The 15,788-nt window shown below is 46.7% G+C and carries 10 protein-coding genes, 1 tRNA gene, 1 other RNA gene and 1 pseudogene; 4 read left to right on the top strand and 9 right to left on the bottom strand.

Annotated features, from left to right (window positions below):
* Window positions 1–361 precede the first annotated feature (361 nt).
* From ssrA to RJ60_RS06425, 4 genes are all read right to left on the bottom strand, one after another.
* Window positions 362–709, bottom strand: a transfer-messenger RNA (tmRNA) gene (gene ssrA, locus RJ60_RS06410).
* Between the two features lie 13 nt (window positions 710–722).
* A complete protein-coding gene (locus RJ60_RS06415) occupies window positions 723–2,432 on the bottom strand; it encodes a sigma-54-dependent Fis family transcriptional regulator (RefSeq protein WP_099829455.1) in 1,710 nt (569 codons plus the stop codon).
* Window positions 2,432–3,247, bottom strand: coding sequence for a 16S rRNA (adenine(1518)-N(6)/adenine(1519)-N(6))-dimethyltransferase RsmA (rsmA, locus tag RJ60_RS06420; protein ID WP_099829456.1), 816 nt, complete (start codon window positions 3,245–3,247; stop codon window positions 2,432–2,434). Before rsmA ends, RJ60_RS06415 begins: the two co-directional genes overlap by 1 nt.
* A 77-nt stretch (window positions 3,248–3,324) precedes the next feature.
* Window positions 3,325–3,415: transfer RNA gene (locus RJ60_RS06425), tRNA-Ser, on the bottom strand.
* A gap of 98 nt (window positions 3,416–3,513) precedes the next feature.
* On the opposite strand from RJ60_RS06425, the gene RJ60_RS06430 reads away from it, so the two are divergent.
* The 3 genes from RJ60_RS06430 (at window position 3,514) to RJ60_RS06440 (ending at window position 9,530) form a co-directional block, all read left to right on the top strand.
* Window positions 3,514–4,830, top strand: coding sequence for a phosphoglucosamine mutase (locus RJ60_RS06430; RefSeq protein ID WP_099829457.1), 1,317 nt, complete (start codon window positions 3,514–3,516; stop codon window positions 4,828–4,830).
* Window positions 4,823–7,660, top strand: a complete 2,838-nt coding sequence (uvrA, locus tag RJ60_RS06435) for an excinuclease ABC subunit UvrA (protein WP_099829458.1) — start codon at window positions 4,823–4,825, stop codon at window positions 7,658–7,660. Before RJ60_RS06430 ends, uvrA begins: the two co-directional genes overlap by 8 nt.
* A gap of 826 nt (window positions 7,661–8,486) precedes the next feature.
* Entirely contained in the window at window positions 8,487–9,530 is a 1,044-nt protein-coding gene (locus RJ60_RS06440; RefSeq protein WP_099829459.1) for a hypothetical protein, read from the top strand.
* A gap of 6 nt (window positions 9,531–9,536) precedes the next feature.
* Here the strand turns inward: RJ60_RS06440 and RJ60_RS06445 are convergent, their stop codons facing one another.
* From RJ60_RS06445 to RJ60_RS06465, 5 genes are read right to left on the bottom strand one after another with little or no spacing between them, the layout of a single operon-like run.
* The gene (locus tag RJ60_RS06445; protein WP_099829460.1) at window positions 9,537–10,286 is read right to left on the bottom strand and encodes a S9 family peptidase; all 750 of its coding nucleotides are present in this window, start codon (window positions 10,284–10,286) and stop codon (window positions 9,537–9,539) included.
* Window positions 10,287–10,300: 14 nt separating this feature from the next.
* On the bottom strand, window positions 10,301–12,091 hold the full coding sequence (locus RJ60_RS06450; RefSeq protein ID WP_099829461.1) for a CehA/McbA family metallohydrolase: 1,791 nt from the start codon (window positions 12,089–12,091) through the stop codon (window positions 10,301–10,303).
* Window positions 12,092–12,148: 57 nt separating this feature from the next.
* Entirely contained in the window at window positions 12,149–13,399 is a 1,251-nt protein-coding gene (locus RJ60_RS06455) for an ABC transporter substrate-binding protein (protein ID WP_099829462.1), read from the bottom strand.
* 29 nt (window positions 13,400–13,428) lie between these two features.
* On the bottom strand, window positions 13,429–14,259 hold the full coding sequence (locus RJ60_RS06460; RefSeq protein WP_099829463.1) for a carbohydrate ABC transporter permease: 831 nt from the start codon (window positions 14,257–14,259) through the stop codon (window positions 13,429–13,431).
* Window positions 14,256–15,068 (bottom strand): carbohydrate ABC transporter permease, encoded by an 813-nt coding sequence (locus RJ60_RS06465; protein WP_180979919.1) that lies wholly within the window; start codon window positions 15,066–15,068, stop codon window positions 14,256–14,258. Before RJ60_RS06465 ends, RJ60_RS06460 begins: the two co-directional genes overlap by 4 nt.
* 320 nt (window positions 15,069–15,388) lie before the next feature.
* Between RJ60_RS06465 and RJ60_RS06470 the strand changes: the two are divergent.
* Window positions 15,389–15,788, top strand: a pseudogene (locus tag RJ60_RS06470) (hypothetical protein); the annotation flags it as partial.

Genomic DNA, 15,788 nt, shown 5'->3' on the forward strand with positions numbered 1-15,788 from the left:
TTCTCTGTCCTTGTACTTACTCGCAATCTTAGCTAAATAAAGGCCTTTAGGTTTGCTATTCATAACAGAATGATAGCACAAAGAAAAGAGCAAAGTCAATTACAAATTGACTATTCACTGTCTACACTCTCACTACGTTCATGTGTCTTTTTCCTCTCTGAGAAAGTCTTTCATTCATTCTCTGTCGGGGAACTTCAGTTTAGTGGTCTTCTGATTCCTTCTGTAAAAGTTGAATCTAGTTCACTAGACTAGGATCGGCTTAAAAGAGAAACCCCACACTCTTAAAAGTGTGGGGGCAAACAGTCAACTTCCATAATCGTCTCGCACCGGTGCAATGATCAAATGACGCGATGTATTGCGTTGGTGGAGGCGGCGAGAGTCGAACTCGCGTCCGAAACCAAATTCCTTGCAGGCTCTCCGAGCGCAGCCTGTGATCATCGTCAACAGTCAAGACTTCACAGGCAGAGTCCGACTGTCCAAGCTCCTATATGTCCCCGAGAATTCGGAGCAGATCCACGGGTAAGGTCCGATTTTCTGACGCCCTTCATAGCCCACCAGACCAAAAAGCTATTCGGACGGCTACTTATTAATTAAGCAGCAAGTGCAAATTCGTTATTGGCATTTCTGCTTGTCCGGTTTTTTGACGCGGCTCCGGGACCTCGGCTCGCTCCTTCAAGTTCATTGACCCCGTCGAAACCGTTTCGCCCCCAATGATAAGTATATCATCGGTCCGTTTGGTTGTCAGCGAGACCGTGTTTTTCAAGCTTATAGTATAGACTCCTTATGCTTATCCCGAGTTCGTTTGAGGCCTTTGTTTTATTCCAGCTGCATTTGTCAAGCACAGCCTTTATGACCTCTCTTTCATAGCCATCCATTAGCACGGAGAGTTTTCCCTCCGGGAGTTGACTACGCTTTTCGTGATTTTCAAAGACTCCCTTTATGTGAGTAACCTTTATTACCTTCTCATCCAGCTCCATACTTATCATGGCTCTGCCGATGACATTCTCCAACTCTCTAACATTTCCCGGCCAATCGTGCTTTTTAAAGATAGAGATAACGGCCGGATCGATGGCTGTTACCACTCTTCCATACTCCTGATTTAACCTCATTACAATCAGCCTGGCTACTTCGGGAATGTCTTCGGGGTGTTCCTTCAAGGCGGGGATTACAATAGGGACGACATTCAGGCGATAATAGAGATCGGGGAGAAAGTTGCCTTCCGCAACGAGTTTCTCAAGGCTGACATTTGTCGCCGCAATGACCCTCACATCCAGCTTGACCGTTTCGTTTCCACCAACAGGCTTTATCTCTTTGTCCTGAAGAAACTTCAGGAATTTGGACTGAACCGAAAGACTCATTTTCGCGACTTCATCTAGAAAGACGGTTCCTTTGTCTGCCTCTTGAAGCAGACCTTTCTTACCACCACGGCGGGCACCTGTGAAAGCTCCTTCAACATAGCCAAACAGCTCGGATTCAAGAAGGCTTTCAGGTAATGCGGCACAGTTGACACTTATGAAGCTTGCGTCCTTCCTTTCACTAGAATTATGAATGGCGTGAGCAAAGAGCTCCTTTCCCGTTCCGCTCTGGCCGTTAAGCAAGACCGTCGCCCTTGTTGTCGATACTTTTCGCGCCTGGTCTATTGCTACCTGCATTAGTTTCGAGGACCCCGCTATGTCGTCGAAGGTGTACTTGGCCTTCACGTAACGAAGAAGCCTTCGAGTGTCCTCCAGTTCCCTGGCGAGCCTTTCGATTTCAGATATGTCGTGAATCACGCCAACGCTACCCTGAAATTGTCCCTTAACAAAGAGCGGCGTCACGTTTACTACCACTTCTTTCCTGTTTGGCCCTACCTTGAGTCTTGCATTGTATATTGGTTTTCTCGTCCTGGCTACTTCAAGATGGAGAGATGAACCCTCTGCTATGTCCACGGTGGCCATCTTTCCAACTACATAGTCCGGGCTCATCCCGGTTATCCTGGTGTAAGCTTTGTTGACAAGAACAATCTTTCCCTTTTCATCCGCAACGGAAATCGCGTCATATATTGCATCTATGATCGAGGTAAGAAGCACTTCCATTTCTTTGTGGTTAATTACCTCTTCGGCCATTCTCTCTACATTCGTTATGTCGCGAAAGACGGCCATAGCAGCGTGTACTTCTCCCTTCGCATTAACGATTGGGAATCTCGATGTTACTATGGTCTTCTCTTCAAGATACTGAATTCTGTTCAGTTCTGTTTTTCCGGTCTTCAGCACTATGTGAAGCCTGGTGTTCGGAATAGTCTCCCGTACAGGAGCTCCGACTGCTTCTTCGCCGTCTACACCCAGAATATCGACCGCCTCATCGTTTATGAAAGCAATTGTCTCGTCTGAATCGACGACAATAATCCCCTCGATAAGTGAATTCAGTATCTTCTCGAAAAGCTCTCTTTCCATCACTCGCCCACTTTCGGGTTCACGCCACCTTCGGGATATATGTTCCTGAAGAGCCTTACGAAGTCCTCAACATCCAGTTCTTCAGCCCTAACGTCAAGCCCGATTTTGGAAGCATTTAGAAGGCTCTCGGGAGAATCTACGAGGCCCTTCAGGTTGTTCTTGAGCTTCTTGCGCCTTTGAGAAAAACACTGCCTGACGAAGCCTCTGTAGGCATCTCTTCTTTCTCTTTCAATCGGCGGTTCATCCAAGAGCGAAAGCTCAATGACCATGGAATCGACTTCCGGCTGAGGGATAAACTCCTTTCGCGAAACCTGGAAAAGCTCGCTCACACTTGCAAATGTATTGACGTTCACCGTCAGTATACCGTATTCCTTCGTTCGCGGTGTTGCGATCAGTCTGTCTGCATATTCTTTCTGGACCATTAGCACGGCTTTGACGAAATCCGGCCCTTCAAACATGATTCTTTCTATAATCGGAGAGGTTATGTAGTACGGGATATTGGCGACATAAGCGGCCGGTTCCGGCAGCGACGATAGATCTGCCTTGAGGAAATCCTCGTATCGCAAAGTGCACTTTTCTCCTTCAAGTCTTTTGTTTCCCTCGACAAACCTCGTGTCGATCTCAAAACCGATCACGGTATACCCCAATTCCAGTAAGATTGAAGTGAGCGAGCCTGATCCAACACCAATCTCAACTATGGTCAAAGAAGGATCCAGTGAGGCCGACTCAACGATTCTCCTGGATATCTTTGCAGATTTGAGAAAGTTCTGTCCAAGCGCCCTGTTCAGTCTTATGTTTATCGATCGTTCTCCCATCTCGCCTCCATTTCAGATAGGTTCTGAAGAAAGTGCTCTACCTAAGGAAAAACCCGTCGGAAAGACGGGTGTTTTTCTGGCGGAGAGAGTGGGATTTGAACCCACGGACGAGTTGTGCTCGTCATACGCTCTCCAGGCGTACGCCTTCGACCGCTCGGCCATCTCTCCAACAGTGCAATTATATAGATCATACTTTAAGTTGTCAACGAGATTCTGTGGTAAACTAAACCATAGGTATAGAAATGTTTATATTTGGGGGTGGTTTGATGAAGAAGCTATTCGGAACCGATGGGATAAGGGGTGTTATTAACGAAGAGCTTACGCCCGAACTTGCCATGAAGCTTGGCAACGCAATTGGAAGATACTACCTTGGAAAGTACAACAGGTTTATCATAGCTAAAGATACGAGAAACTCCGGTGACCTTCTAGAAAGCGCAATGGCTGCCGGCGCGGCCTCAGCGGGTATGAACGTTGAATTTGCAGGGGTTATCCCTACTCCCGCGCTAGCATATATCACCAAGAAGGAACAGACGCTAGGCGCAGTTATTTCCGCTTCTCACAACCCCGCTGTATATAATGGAATAAAGGTACTGGCCAAAGGAATGAAGATTTCGGACGAGGACGAGGTTGAGATAGAGAACCTGATTATCGATACCCCGTATCATTACACGGTCTACTCCGGAGTGGGCAAGACGAGGCAAGTAGATCATTACAAAGATGAGTACGTCGATTATGTGGTTAGTCTTTACAAGAATCAAAGACTTCCCAAGGACGGGATAGTTGTTGACGGCGCAAATGGCTCGATTTCTACAGTAATATCTATGGTATACGAAAGCCTAGGTATAGTTGCGGAGTTACGAGGGATCGATCCAAACGGATTGAACATAAACGACCAGTGTGGTTCGCTATTTCCTGAGTTCCTAGGAAAATCGCTCAGTCTGGGGCAGGTAGGTGTTCTATTCGACGGCGATGCCGACAGATGTCTCTTCGTTCTTCCTGGCTCGAAGTTGATTGACGGCGATATGTTGATGGCTCTGAATTCGAGAAAGATGGTCGAACAGGGAAGGCTGAAAGGAAATAGAGTCGTTGCGACGGTCATGTCTAATCTGGGCTTTGAGAAGTATCTCACTTCCAGAGACATCTTGCTGGATAGAACCAGAGTAGGCGACAAGTACGTTCTGGAAAGAATGCTGAAAACCGGAGTCATCCTTGGCGGAGAGCAATCCGGACATATCATCTTCCTAGATAGAAGCACGACGGGGGACGGGCTTATAACTTCTCTCGAAACACTGAATTCTCTTGAAGAACTTGGCGAAACACTTGATGAGTTCGTTCAGTCTTTTCCTGTTTATCCTCAGCTGCTTCGGAACGTCCCTGTTACCGACAAAAAGGCAATCATGGAAAACGCAAGGCTGAAGGACAGGCTTGAAGAACTCAAGACCAGAAACGATTTGCGGATAGTTCTAAGACCTTCGGGAACCGAATCGTACGTAAGAGTAATGGTGGAGGGTATTGAGCAGTTGGAAGTAGAACAAATCTGCCATGAGTTAGAAGAGCTTGTACAGGAGTGTAATGATGGATAGGTATATATATGTTAGAGGCGCCAGGGTACACAATCTGAAGAATGTAAACGTAGCTATCCCCAAGAACTCTTTAACAATCATTACGGGGCTTTCCGGCTCGGGAAAATCCTCGCTGGCTCTTGACACTATCTATGCAGAGGGACAGAGAAGGTATCTTGAATCTCTTTCCACATATGCAAGACAATTTCTTGGGGAGATGAAGAAGCCGGATGTCGAGAGTATCGAAGGCCTTTCTCCGGCTATCGCTATTGAACAGAAGACCGTCAGTCATAACCCCAGATCTACAGTCGGAACGGTTACAGAGATACATGATTATCTCAGGGTGCTTTACGCAAGAGTAGGAGTTCCTCACTGCCCATCGTGCGGGCGCGAGGTTCAGAAGCAAAGTCTCGATGAGATTGTCGAGGGAGTTCTGAAGGATTACGGTGAAGAGGACAGAATAGCCATATATGCTCCCGTAGCAAACGAGAAGAAGGGAGAGTTCAAGAAGGAGCTCGAAGCTCTCAGAAAGAAAGGGTTCGTCAGGGTGGAGATTGACGGTGAGACATATGATCTTGAGGAAGAGTTGAAACTGGACAAGAATAAGAGGCACACGATAAACCTCGTCGTTGATAGACTTAGGGTAGACGCGGAAAACGCCTCAAGACTTGCTGACAGTATTGAAATGGCTCTTCATGAGGGCGATGGCTTTGTGGAAGTAGGCCTGGTTGATTCAGAAGAGAGAAAGGTCTTCAGCGAGAATTTCGCGTGCCCTGACTGCGGTATAAGCTTGCCGGAAATTTCGCCGAAGATCTTTTCGTTCAATAATCCATTCGGTGCCTGTCCAAAGTGTCACGGTTTGGGCTATACGATGGAGTTCTCGAAAGATCTTGTTGTTGATGAAAACCTCACCGTTCTCAAGGGAGCGGTGAAGACGATGTCCAACAACAGGGACAGTTTCAACCTGAAGATGATTGTGAGAGTAATAGAGTCTCTCGGAGACGACCCGGCAAAACCTTTCAAGGATCTACGAGAGGACATCAAGGAAGCCATCCTTTTCGGAACCAGCAGAGACATCTCCATGAAGTATCATTCCGATCGCCTGACATATGAGCTGAAGAGACCGTATGAAGGAGTTATAAACAACCTCAATAGAAGATATCAGGAAACTCAATCTGAAGACATGCGTTACTGGATGGAGAGCAACTTCATGGTACAGCAAGGCTGCACTCAATGTAATGGCCAGCGTTTGAGACCCGAGGCTCTCGCCGTAACTCTAGGAAATCTGAACATTGCCAGTCTATCGGAAATGACAATCCAGGAGATCTACGACTTCATGAGAGAGATCAGATTGACTGATTATCAGCGCGAGATCGTTGGGGAACTCCTCAGAGAGATAGAGAAGCGGCTCAAATTCCTTGTTGATGTGGGGCTTGATTACATCACGCTATCTAGATACGCTATGACGCTTTCCGGCGGCGAATCGCAAAGAATCAGACTCGCGACTCAAATAGGCTCCGGGCTTACCGGCGTAACCTATGTTCTTGATGAGCCGACAATCGGCTTGCACTCTAGAGACAACGACAGGCTTATAAAGACTCTGAAGAATCTCAGAGATCTAGGAAACACTGTTATAGTTGTGGAGCACGATGAAGAAGTCATAAGGAGTTCTGACTATATTGTGGACGTAGGGCCTGGAGCGGGCGTTCATGGGGGAGAGATAGTCTACCAGGGGACCACCCAGGCGTTGCTCGGCAATCCGCCTGATCGTTCTCTCACCGGCAAGTATCTTAATGGCGAGCTTTCCGTTCCCAGATTCGAAGTGCCCGTTAACGCAAACGGAAAGCATCTTACCGTCAAACACGCCACAAAAAACAATCTCAAGGGCATCGATGTTTCATTCCCATTAGGCAAGTTCATAACGGTAACCGGTGTTTCAGGGAGCGGCAAAAGCTCTCTGGTAATGGATACCGTTTATCCATCACTTAAGAGTGTTCTTGGAGGATCGAACTCTACCGGTGAGAAGCTAGCGGAACTAGAGGGATGGGAAGAAGTTGACAATGTCATTGTCATAGATCAGAACCCCATCGGAAGAACTCCAAGATCGAACCCCGCAACTTATTCCGGGCTTTTCGATCATGTTAGGGATCTCTTTGCAAAGACTCAAGAGTCAAGAGCGAGAGGCTACAGCAAGGGACGTTTTTCCTTCAATGTGAAAGGCGGGCGATGCGAAGCCTGTCAGGGCCACGGGTTGTTGAAAATCGAAATGCAATTCCTCCCCGATGTCTATGTCGAGTGCGATGTATGTAAGGGAAGAAGATACAACAAGGAGACATTGGAGATACGCTACAGAGGGAAGACGATATCTGATGTTCTTAACATGACCGTAGAGGAAGCCTCTGATTTCTTCGAGCGAATCCCAATGTTGAACAGAATTCTCTCACTTCTGAATGATGTAGGTCTGGGATATGTACGCCTCGGACAACCGGCCACTACCCTTTCCGGAGGAGAGGCACAGAGGATTAAGCTCGCCTCTGAGTTGAAGAAGAAATCCACCGGCAAGACCTTCTACATCCTTGATGAACCTACTACCGGATTGCACTTCGATGACGTTGCCAAGCTTGTTCGAGTACTGAAGCGACTCGTCGAAATGGGCAATACAGTGGTAGTTGTTGAGCACAACATTGACGTGGTGAAGAATGCAGATCACATAATAGATCTCGGACCTGAAGGCGGGGCGCACGGCGGAGAAATAGTGGTTTGCGGGACGCCAGAAGAGGTTGCGGAATATAGACAGAGTCACACCGGTTACTATCTCAAGAAGCAGCTCTCGCAGCTTGAAACGTTTTGATACTGAGCCGAAGAACATCGGTGGACGCAAGGCTGCCTTCGGCAGGAGGCGGGACCGACTGCGTCGGGAAGTGAGGCTCGCTGGCGCGAGGAAGTGATGCCCGGAGAAACGTCCGGGGAAGTGATGCCGCTTTCAGCGGGAGGATTCAGAAGCTTCGCGGGGAAGCTTTTGTTGGGTTCAACGTTGTCTTTACAGCGATCAGCGGGTTCATGTTCTTAAGCGTACAGCGGCTCTTCCAGCGATCAGCGGGTTCTCCGCTCTTAAGCGCACAGCGGCTCTCTCAAGAGTACAGCGAAAAGCGGCTCTTAGATTCGAGATCCCGTGCAAAGGCATCACGGGATGACAGTCTTGGGTTATTCGGAATACACCTCATCCCGTCATCTGACATGCTTTTGGTCAGAATCTCGATTCACGCGGAAAAGGGACATAAGGAACCTGTCAGTCTCTACTTTGCTTCTTGGCTTTTCACAGCGCACAGCGGCTCTTAGCCCGCGAAGCGGAACTGGCCTCACCGAAGGTGACTTGCTTTTCTTTCGTCTTCTCGTGAGCGTAGCAAACGTCTCGACAATGCTCTTTCTCGATTGATCTTATCAGAGGACGGATCCGTGCTCTTGGACGGTCAACGGAGGCCTGTTCTCATGTGGTACGGGGTTAGTCGTCGGTGATTATTCCAACTCTTCTGAAAGGAATCGCAGACAATAGACTCCATACAATAAGATAAGGCATAATTGAATAGGGTTAGATGACCAGTCTTGTAGACGTGTCGTGGCCCCTGCTGACAATTGATCCTGAACAGTATGGCCAAGCATTGCCTGGAGGTTGAGCGTTGGAGATAACGGTTGCTGAAGGAAGCGGCATCGAGCTCCTGTTGTTTTTATTCAGAGTGAATAATCATGAGAAAATGGCCCATAACGATGGTGAGTCATACGAACAGCTTTCGGAGTTGGTCTTCAATGCGCGACTTTCGATCTCTCGCAAATCTCTTGAGTGGCTCGGAAAGTTCTTCAGCTGGGAGGGGTTCCTGGGTCTCAGGATAGTCCCTTACCTGTTTATGGATGGTTCGCCCTCTCCTTCAGATCTTGTCGCGATTATCAGAAAGACTTCGCCCGAAAGACTCCTTTCTATGTTTCTTTGCGATGATTTTGAGAGTCCTGGAGAGCCCACAGATGTTTTCGTGAAATCTCTCGAGGAAGATGAAAGACGTGCTCTTGGGTACGTTTCTTCTATCTCTAATCTTCCTTCCTCAGATAGATACGAAGCGTTGGAGATGCTTCAACACCAGGCTGAAACTGCTGGGTCTTTCATCGAATTGCTTGAATATGCCAGGAGCAAGCTGGATTCTTTTCGGGGATTTGAGGAAATCATCCATAGTTCAGCAAATCTCGTCAATGAGAACCTGAATAGTCTCGGAAGCAGCTTCATTCCATTTCTACTGGGTATCGAAACCAAGTCGTTGTCAGTAGAAAAAATCAGGCTCTACATCTCGGCGTCGCTCGGAGGTTCGGTGATTACAATCGATGTTCCCGAAAGGAATGCGATTATCTCACTTGCAGGCGTCGACAGAATAAGCAGGAGGAGTCTTCTGTTTGAGACGGGAAGCGGTGCCAGTCTGGCCGGTGCCATGGCTGAACGGAAATCGCTCGATCTTCTTCATCTTCTTCTGCAGTCAAGACAAAGTGTCTCCAGTATTCTTGAATTATGCGACCTTCATCCCCATGAGGCGATCGATATCCTTGCGGCACTTTCTAGGCAGGGATTGGTAATTCCCGAGATTCAAGATAAGAACCTTGTCTTCCGGACAGAAGAAGGAATCGTGGACGACGCTCTTGAAGAAATTCGGAGCCAGATAATCGGAAAAGCGGGCGAGTAACGCCCGCTACAAAAGTGTCTTTGCTAGAAATTCAGAGGAAACTGAAAAGAGTTCTTCTATCCAATCAATTCTCTGATACTTGTGATTCGCTCCCTCAACCGTATGGAGCTTCAATCCTCTGTCAAAGGCATACTTCTTGACAGGAAGATATGGTACTGATTCATCGTCGGATCCGTGAACTATGAGAAGATCTCCGTCATAGCTTTTCAATTCTTCCGAAGCGTCGACACTACGACCGTCGTCGAAGAAGATAGATCCGAGTTTCAATCCGAGTACGTCCTTATAATCTTCGGCAGACTCGAAAGTGTAATCTTTGCGGTTGAAGAACTCCTGGTTCATTATGACGGGAGACCAGAGAAGAAGGGCTTTTATTTCAGGGTGCCTGCCAGCAAACAGTGAGCCGACCATCCCACCTAAGCTGTAGCCTACGACACCCAGTCTGTCCGAACACCATTCCCGTGACCGGACGAATGAGTAGACCTCTTCCGCATCCCTCAGCTCTGTGAGCGGTGACATCTCGCTGAATTCTCCTTCGCTATCTCCTGAGCCCCTGAAGTCGAATCTTACGGTAGCTATCCCCTTCTCGACCAATCTCCTCGATAATCGAGGGAATTTGAACGTTGACACGATGTGTTCGCCTGTAAATCCGTGAAACATAAGGACCGTAGGAAAGCTTTTCCCTGTTGCTGGGCACTCTACAATTCCGAATATCCTTTTTCCCTTCTCGCCGAGTGTGAAACTCTCCAAAATAGACAAATCAATCCCTCACTTCATCTCAGACCCAGTTTGAACTCGATGTACCCTTTTGTTCCTTCATCTATTGAGGCCTTTCCAGTCGCCTCGTCCCAAGTAAGTATTACGACTCCGCCGCCGTTCTCGATTTCCAGATTTCCTGTACTCGTTCCAGAAACTGACCTGCCGCCATTTTCAAGTTCAACCACCCATGGCAGTTTCTCGAAAAGCAACTTGTAGCTCTCTATAGATGAGTGAGTGATCTCCTTTTTTGCAAGGACAATGACCAGCAATCCTCCGTTTTCCACGTAATCAACAATGAAATCGATCTGTTTCTCTGAGATCTCCATAAAGTCCTTCATGAAAGTATCTGAATCAGGCAAGGGAAGAATCAGCACCTGACCGCTGAAAGTAGTTTTCTCCGTCAACTCCCCAATTACCGGTCTCACTTCACCCCCGAGTTCCAGAAAGAACTGCGTCAAAGGCTTCAATTCAGTCACAAAGTAGTTCTCGTGAGAAGTATCCAGGTGCGTTAAGAAGCTTACGAAATCAACGTTGATTCTGAATGCAAGTTCACCGTCAACGAAGAAGTCTAGGGCCGCTTCTTCCGTTTCAAGAGTCTCAGTTATTTCCGCACAAGTCATAGAAGAGACTTCATAGTCCTTATCCAAAATAGTCTTCTCTCCGCTCTTCACTTCAACGGAAATCAGTTGATCCTCTCGAAGAGAGTTGATGAGGTCGAAGCCGATTTCAAATGGAAGCCCCTTCACCGGCTTTGGACTGATTGTTCTCGCATTCAGAAGATATTTGTTAGTGCTGCTTTGAAACCAAATTGGCGAAGAGACGATTTCATTCCCATCGATTTGGTCGATCTTTACGAAGTACCAGTTGTATGAGAGCGGGTTATCAACGTTCAGTTCTATGATCCACTCATCACCGGAAACGTCAAGTTCAACGACTCCATTGTTGCTGTATACTGCGGCCCTTCTTACAGGTTCCCCGAGATCGCTATACTCAACACGCAGAGTTGCCTTATGAATGTCGTACAGAATGTCGCCCATCTTTGCCCCTTCAGTGACGAATGCTATGTAGGCGTTTCTATCTTCTGTGGCGTAGATGTTTCTTGTCTTGAGAGCTTCGTAAACCTTATCCGTAGTCAACTCATCAATAATGAACGCAGTTCTTGCGTCATTAACAGTAGCCCACTGCTTTTGATGATTGTCTTGATTGGCAGAGGCTCCCACGTGCCAACCCCGATTCAGTGCTCGCTGATATCTCTCGAAATACTCTTCCTTAATCACATTGTTCGAATTGGACCCTGCCCCGTTTCCTACTTCAATAGTGTTTATATAAAGATCAACTTCGGGAAAGTATTCGAAATCGAAGAAATCACCGTAATTCCTTCCAGGGTGGCAGAATTGAGCAGTTGCCTGTCTATCCACTATCCACTGATAAATATCGTAAAGGTCTGTAGTGCTTCTATCAATCCATTCCGACGTGTTGTAGATCGTTATATGACCGCGACTTGTCAACGTCCATTCAAAGCCAGATATGGCGATGAACTCACCTTCCACGGTGTACTTCTTTGCCATCTCAATAATCCTATCCAGCTTCCACGAACCATCTGGCAATTTGTAGTTTAGATCGTGGTCATGGTCGGTTATTGCCTGTATGTCAACAACACCGGAATTTCTTGCGTGTTCGAAGGCTTCTTCTGGAGTACCTTGACCGTCAGAATACGAAGTGTGTGCGTGGATGTTTCCAAAGAAAACTTGACCAAAGATAAGTGTGGCGGCAACGAGGAAAACAATTACCAGAAACTTCTTCATAACATCACCTCTAAAAAAGAGGGCAGCCAACGCTGCCCTCAGCATGTTCACAATGGATCAAAAGTAGTAGTCGTCGAGTACGTACTGAGCTTCTTTATGTAGATTCTTCAGAATTGCATCAACGTCTTTTGTCGGGTTAGACATTGCATCTTCCCAGGCAGAAGTTATCATTGCATGTACTTCTGGATATGGTCCATACCAAGGTCTCCTAACAGCGCTGTCTCTCAGCTGTTGATAAGTGAGAGCAAATCTTGGATCGTCTGTCATGATCTTCTGAATCTCCGGAGACTCGAAGGCAGAGATTCTGCTGGTCATGTAACCCGTGGCCAGTGACCATCTCTTCGTATTCTCAGTAGCAGTGAGGAATTTCAGGAACTCCCAAGCTGCATCCTTCTCTGCCTGAGGTCTTGCGGAGAACATAAAGACATTGGCTCCACCGATCGGAACAACTTCCTTAACCTGACCGGGCATCGTAGTTGCACCAAGATCGAACTTTGCGTTCTGTATAAGATAACCGAGACTACCGGTTGAACGGACTACCATCGCGATTCTTCCAGACAAGTCTAATTCATTTCCGCCGCTAACTCCGAATATGAATATTCCTTCCCTAACTCCCTTCTGGAAGAAATTCCATGCCGCTACTGTCTCCGGAGAGTAAATAAGCATTTCTCTTCCGTCTTCCGAGATGATCTGCCCACCGAACTGCCAGATGTATGCTTCGAGAAGCCAGTCATCGATTCCAAATCTGTAACCGAAGATATTTTCGCCCAACGTCTTTATCTGCTTGGCGGCGGCATAGACTTCGGTCCAGGTCTTTGGAGGATTGTCTGGATCAAGGCCCGCCTGTCTGAAGAGATCCCTGTTGATGTACATCAACGGGGTGCTGCAGTTCAACGGGAACCCAAGCAATCCCTGTTCATAGGTATTTGCCTGGATGAATCTCGGCCAGAAATCGTCGAGTGTTGCAGCAAATTCTGGATCTCTTTCGATGAAGTAATTGAGATCCTGGAATGCACCTCCGTCAACAAACTGACCTATCCTTGCCTGCTCAATCTGTGCAAGATTTGGAACGTCACCAGCTACCATGGCTGCAAGAAGCTTCTGCATGGTATCCTGGTAATTTCCCGTGTAAACGGCCTCAACCTCAATCTCTCCCTTATGCAGTTCATTGAACTCCGCTGCAATATCCAGGAGTGTCTGGGAGTATATGCCCGTCTGGGCATACCACATTGTTACCTTCACCGGTGCAGCGAATCCTATCGCAGCAACGGCTACTACTAGAAGTGCGATTAGAAATGTTCTTTTCACAAAAAAAACCTCCCCTTTCAAAATTTGGGTCACTCTTTCAACCCCGAAATACTGATACCTTCCACAAATTGCTTTTGAACAAAGAAGAACATGACTATAATCGGAATTACAGCCGTCGTGGAGGCCGCCATTCGCAGTGTCCACTGAGTCTCCCAACCGCTAACAAACTGGGAAATACCAACTTGAATCATCTGCTTCTTTGCATCATTAATTACTATCAACGGCCACATATATTCATTCCAGTGTGCAAGAAATGTGTATAAAGCCATAGTATAGAGAGCCGGCTTGGATAACGGCAGTATAATCCTCACAAAAATCTTCATTCTGCTTGCTCCATCTATGATTGCTGCCTCTTCAAGTTCTCTTGGAATACCCATGAAGAATTGACGCAATAGAAATATCCCAAAGGCCGAACTCATAAACGGAACAATGAGCGCCAGGTACTTATCGATGAAACCGAATTGTTTGACTAACACATAAAGTGGAACCATGGTAACTTCAGGTGGTACCATTAGAGTTCCGATCAAGATCATGAAAACGATATTGGCTCCTCTGAACTTTATCCTGGCTAGCCCGTAAGCCGCAAGCGAGTTAAAGATCAACTGGAGGAACATTACAGTAAGAGCTACAAAGAGCGTGTTCCCAATATATCTGGCAAGTGGAATGAGTTCAAAAGCCTTCACAAAATTCCGCAAGTCGAAGATTGTCGGCAGAAAGCTTGGCGGAATCGAAAAAGCAGCATCTTCTGTTTTGAACGAGGTAACAAGCATCCAGAAGAAAGGAAGATTGATGATTACCGCTACAAAAGCGATCGCTGCGTAGACAATTAGCCTTATCGGCAGGGCAGGTTTTCTTCTCATTGATAATGCACCCTCCTTTTGCTCAGCCTAAACTGCAACAGGGTGAGTATGATCATCATAGCAAACATAACAACAGCAATCGCCGATGCGTATCCGAATTTCAGATAACGGAATGCATTCTCATACAGATAATAGGTAATAACCTGTGTGCTCTTCGCCGGTCCTCCGCTCGTCATAACAGAAACGGAGACGAACACCCTGAACGATGCGATGAACTGCATAATGAAAACGAACAGAGTCGTCGGCGATAAAAGAGGGAGCGTGATCCTCCTGAATTTGCTCCACGCAGTAGCTCCGTCTATCTCAGCCGCTTCGTAGTAGCTTCTTGGTATAGTCTGCAACCCGGCGAGGAAGAGAACCATGTTATAACCTATTCGCTTCCAGACACCGACGATTATCAATGCAAGAAGCGAATAATTCGGATCACTTAACCATTTGATGTTCTTTATACCAAAGAAAGACAGGAAATAGTTAATTAACCCGAAATTCGGCTCATACAGCCAACCCCATATTACTGCAGCAGCGGCCATTGAAGTGATAACCGGAATGTAGAAGAGCGTCCTGAAGATTCCTCTTCCCTTTATCCATTCAATATTGAGAAGAGCTGCCAGTAAGAGCCCAATGATAACCGAAGGAATGACCGTACCAAGAATGTAGATGCCTGTTACACTCATGGAGTTCCAGAAGTCGGCCGACGAAAAAAGTCTTTCATAGTTCTGAAATCCTACATACCTCATTGGCCTAATCATGTTCCAGCTAAAGAAAGAGACATAGAAAGCCCACACAAGTGGCAAATAAATGAATATCACCTGAACTACCAACGCTGGTAAGACAGTTGCCCAGCCGGTAAGCGCTTCCCGAGTTCGGCGCCGCAAATACATCACCCCACTGTTCCGAATATGAAAGAAACTGCTGCACGAAACTATGACTAACAAACATCAGGGAAAGATCACTCAAAATAAAAAAAGCCGCAACCTCATAACTGGCACGACTTTCTCATCATCTCTGTCACGCTGGAATAAGTTTAGCATAATAACAAGAGCAAAATCAACTCTTCGATATGCATCACAAATAATCTACTTGAAAAGGGTAACGATGCATCAAAAATGAAACTACTCGAAAGGTAAGGATGAAGGGGATAATCTTCGCGAATGCCAAGTTGAAAGAGGTAGGGGCGAAGATGAAGAGAATAGACATGACTGGATTGATTGAGAAATACTCAGAGAAGTACAGGAAGGCTGGAAAGAAGGAGAAGAGTAGAATCCTTGACGAATTTACTGAATTAACTGAGTACAACCGGAGCTATGCATCACTAAAACTTAGGAGAGGTTATTCTAAGAAGAACAAGAGAAGCAAGTTCACAAAGAGGCGCGGAAGAAAGAAGAAATATGATTTGGAAGTATTGAGAAAACTAGATGAGATATGGGAAATCCTGGACTTTCCTTGCGGCAAGAGATTCAAAGCGATTATTGAGGAGGCGATAGAGAATCTGATCAAGAATGGTCATTTGTCTTTGAGGGAAGAAGTTA

Source organism: Mesotoga sp. B105.6.4, from assembly GCF_002896535.1.
Taxonomy (GTDB): domain Bacteria; phylum Thermotogota; class Thermotogae; order Petrotogales; family Kosmotogaceae; genus Mesotoga.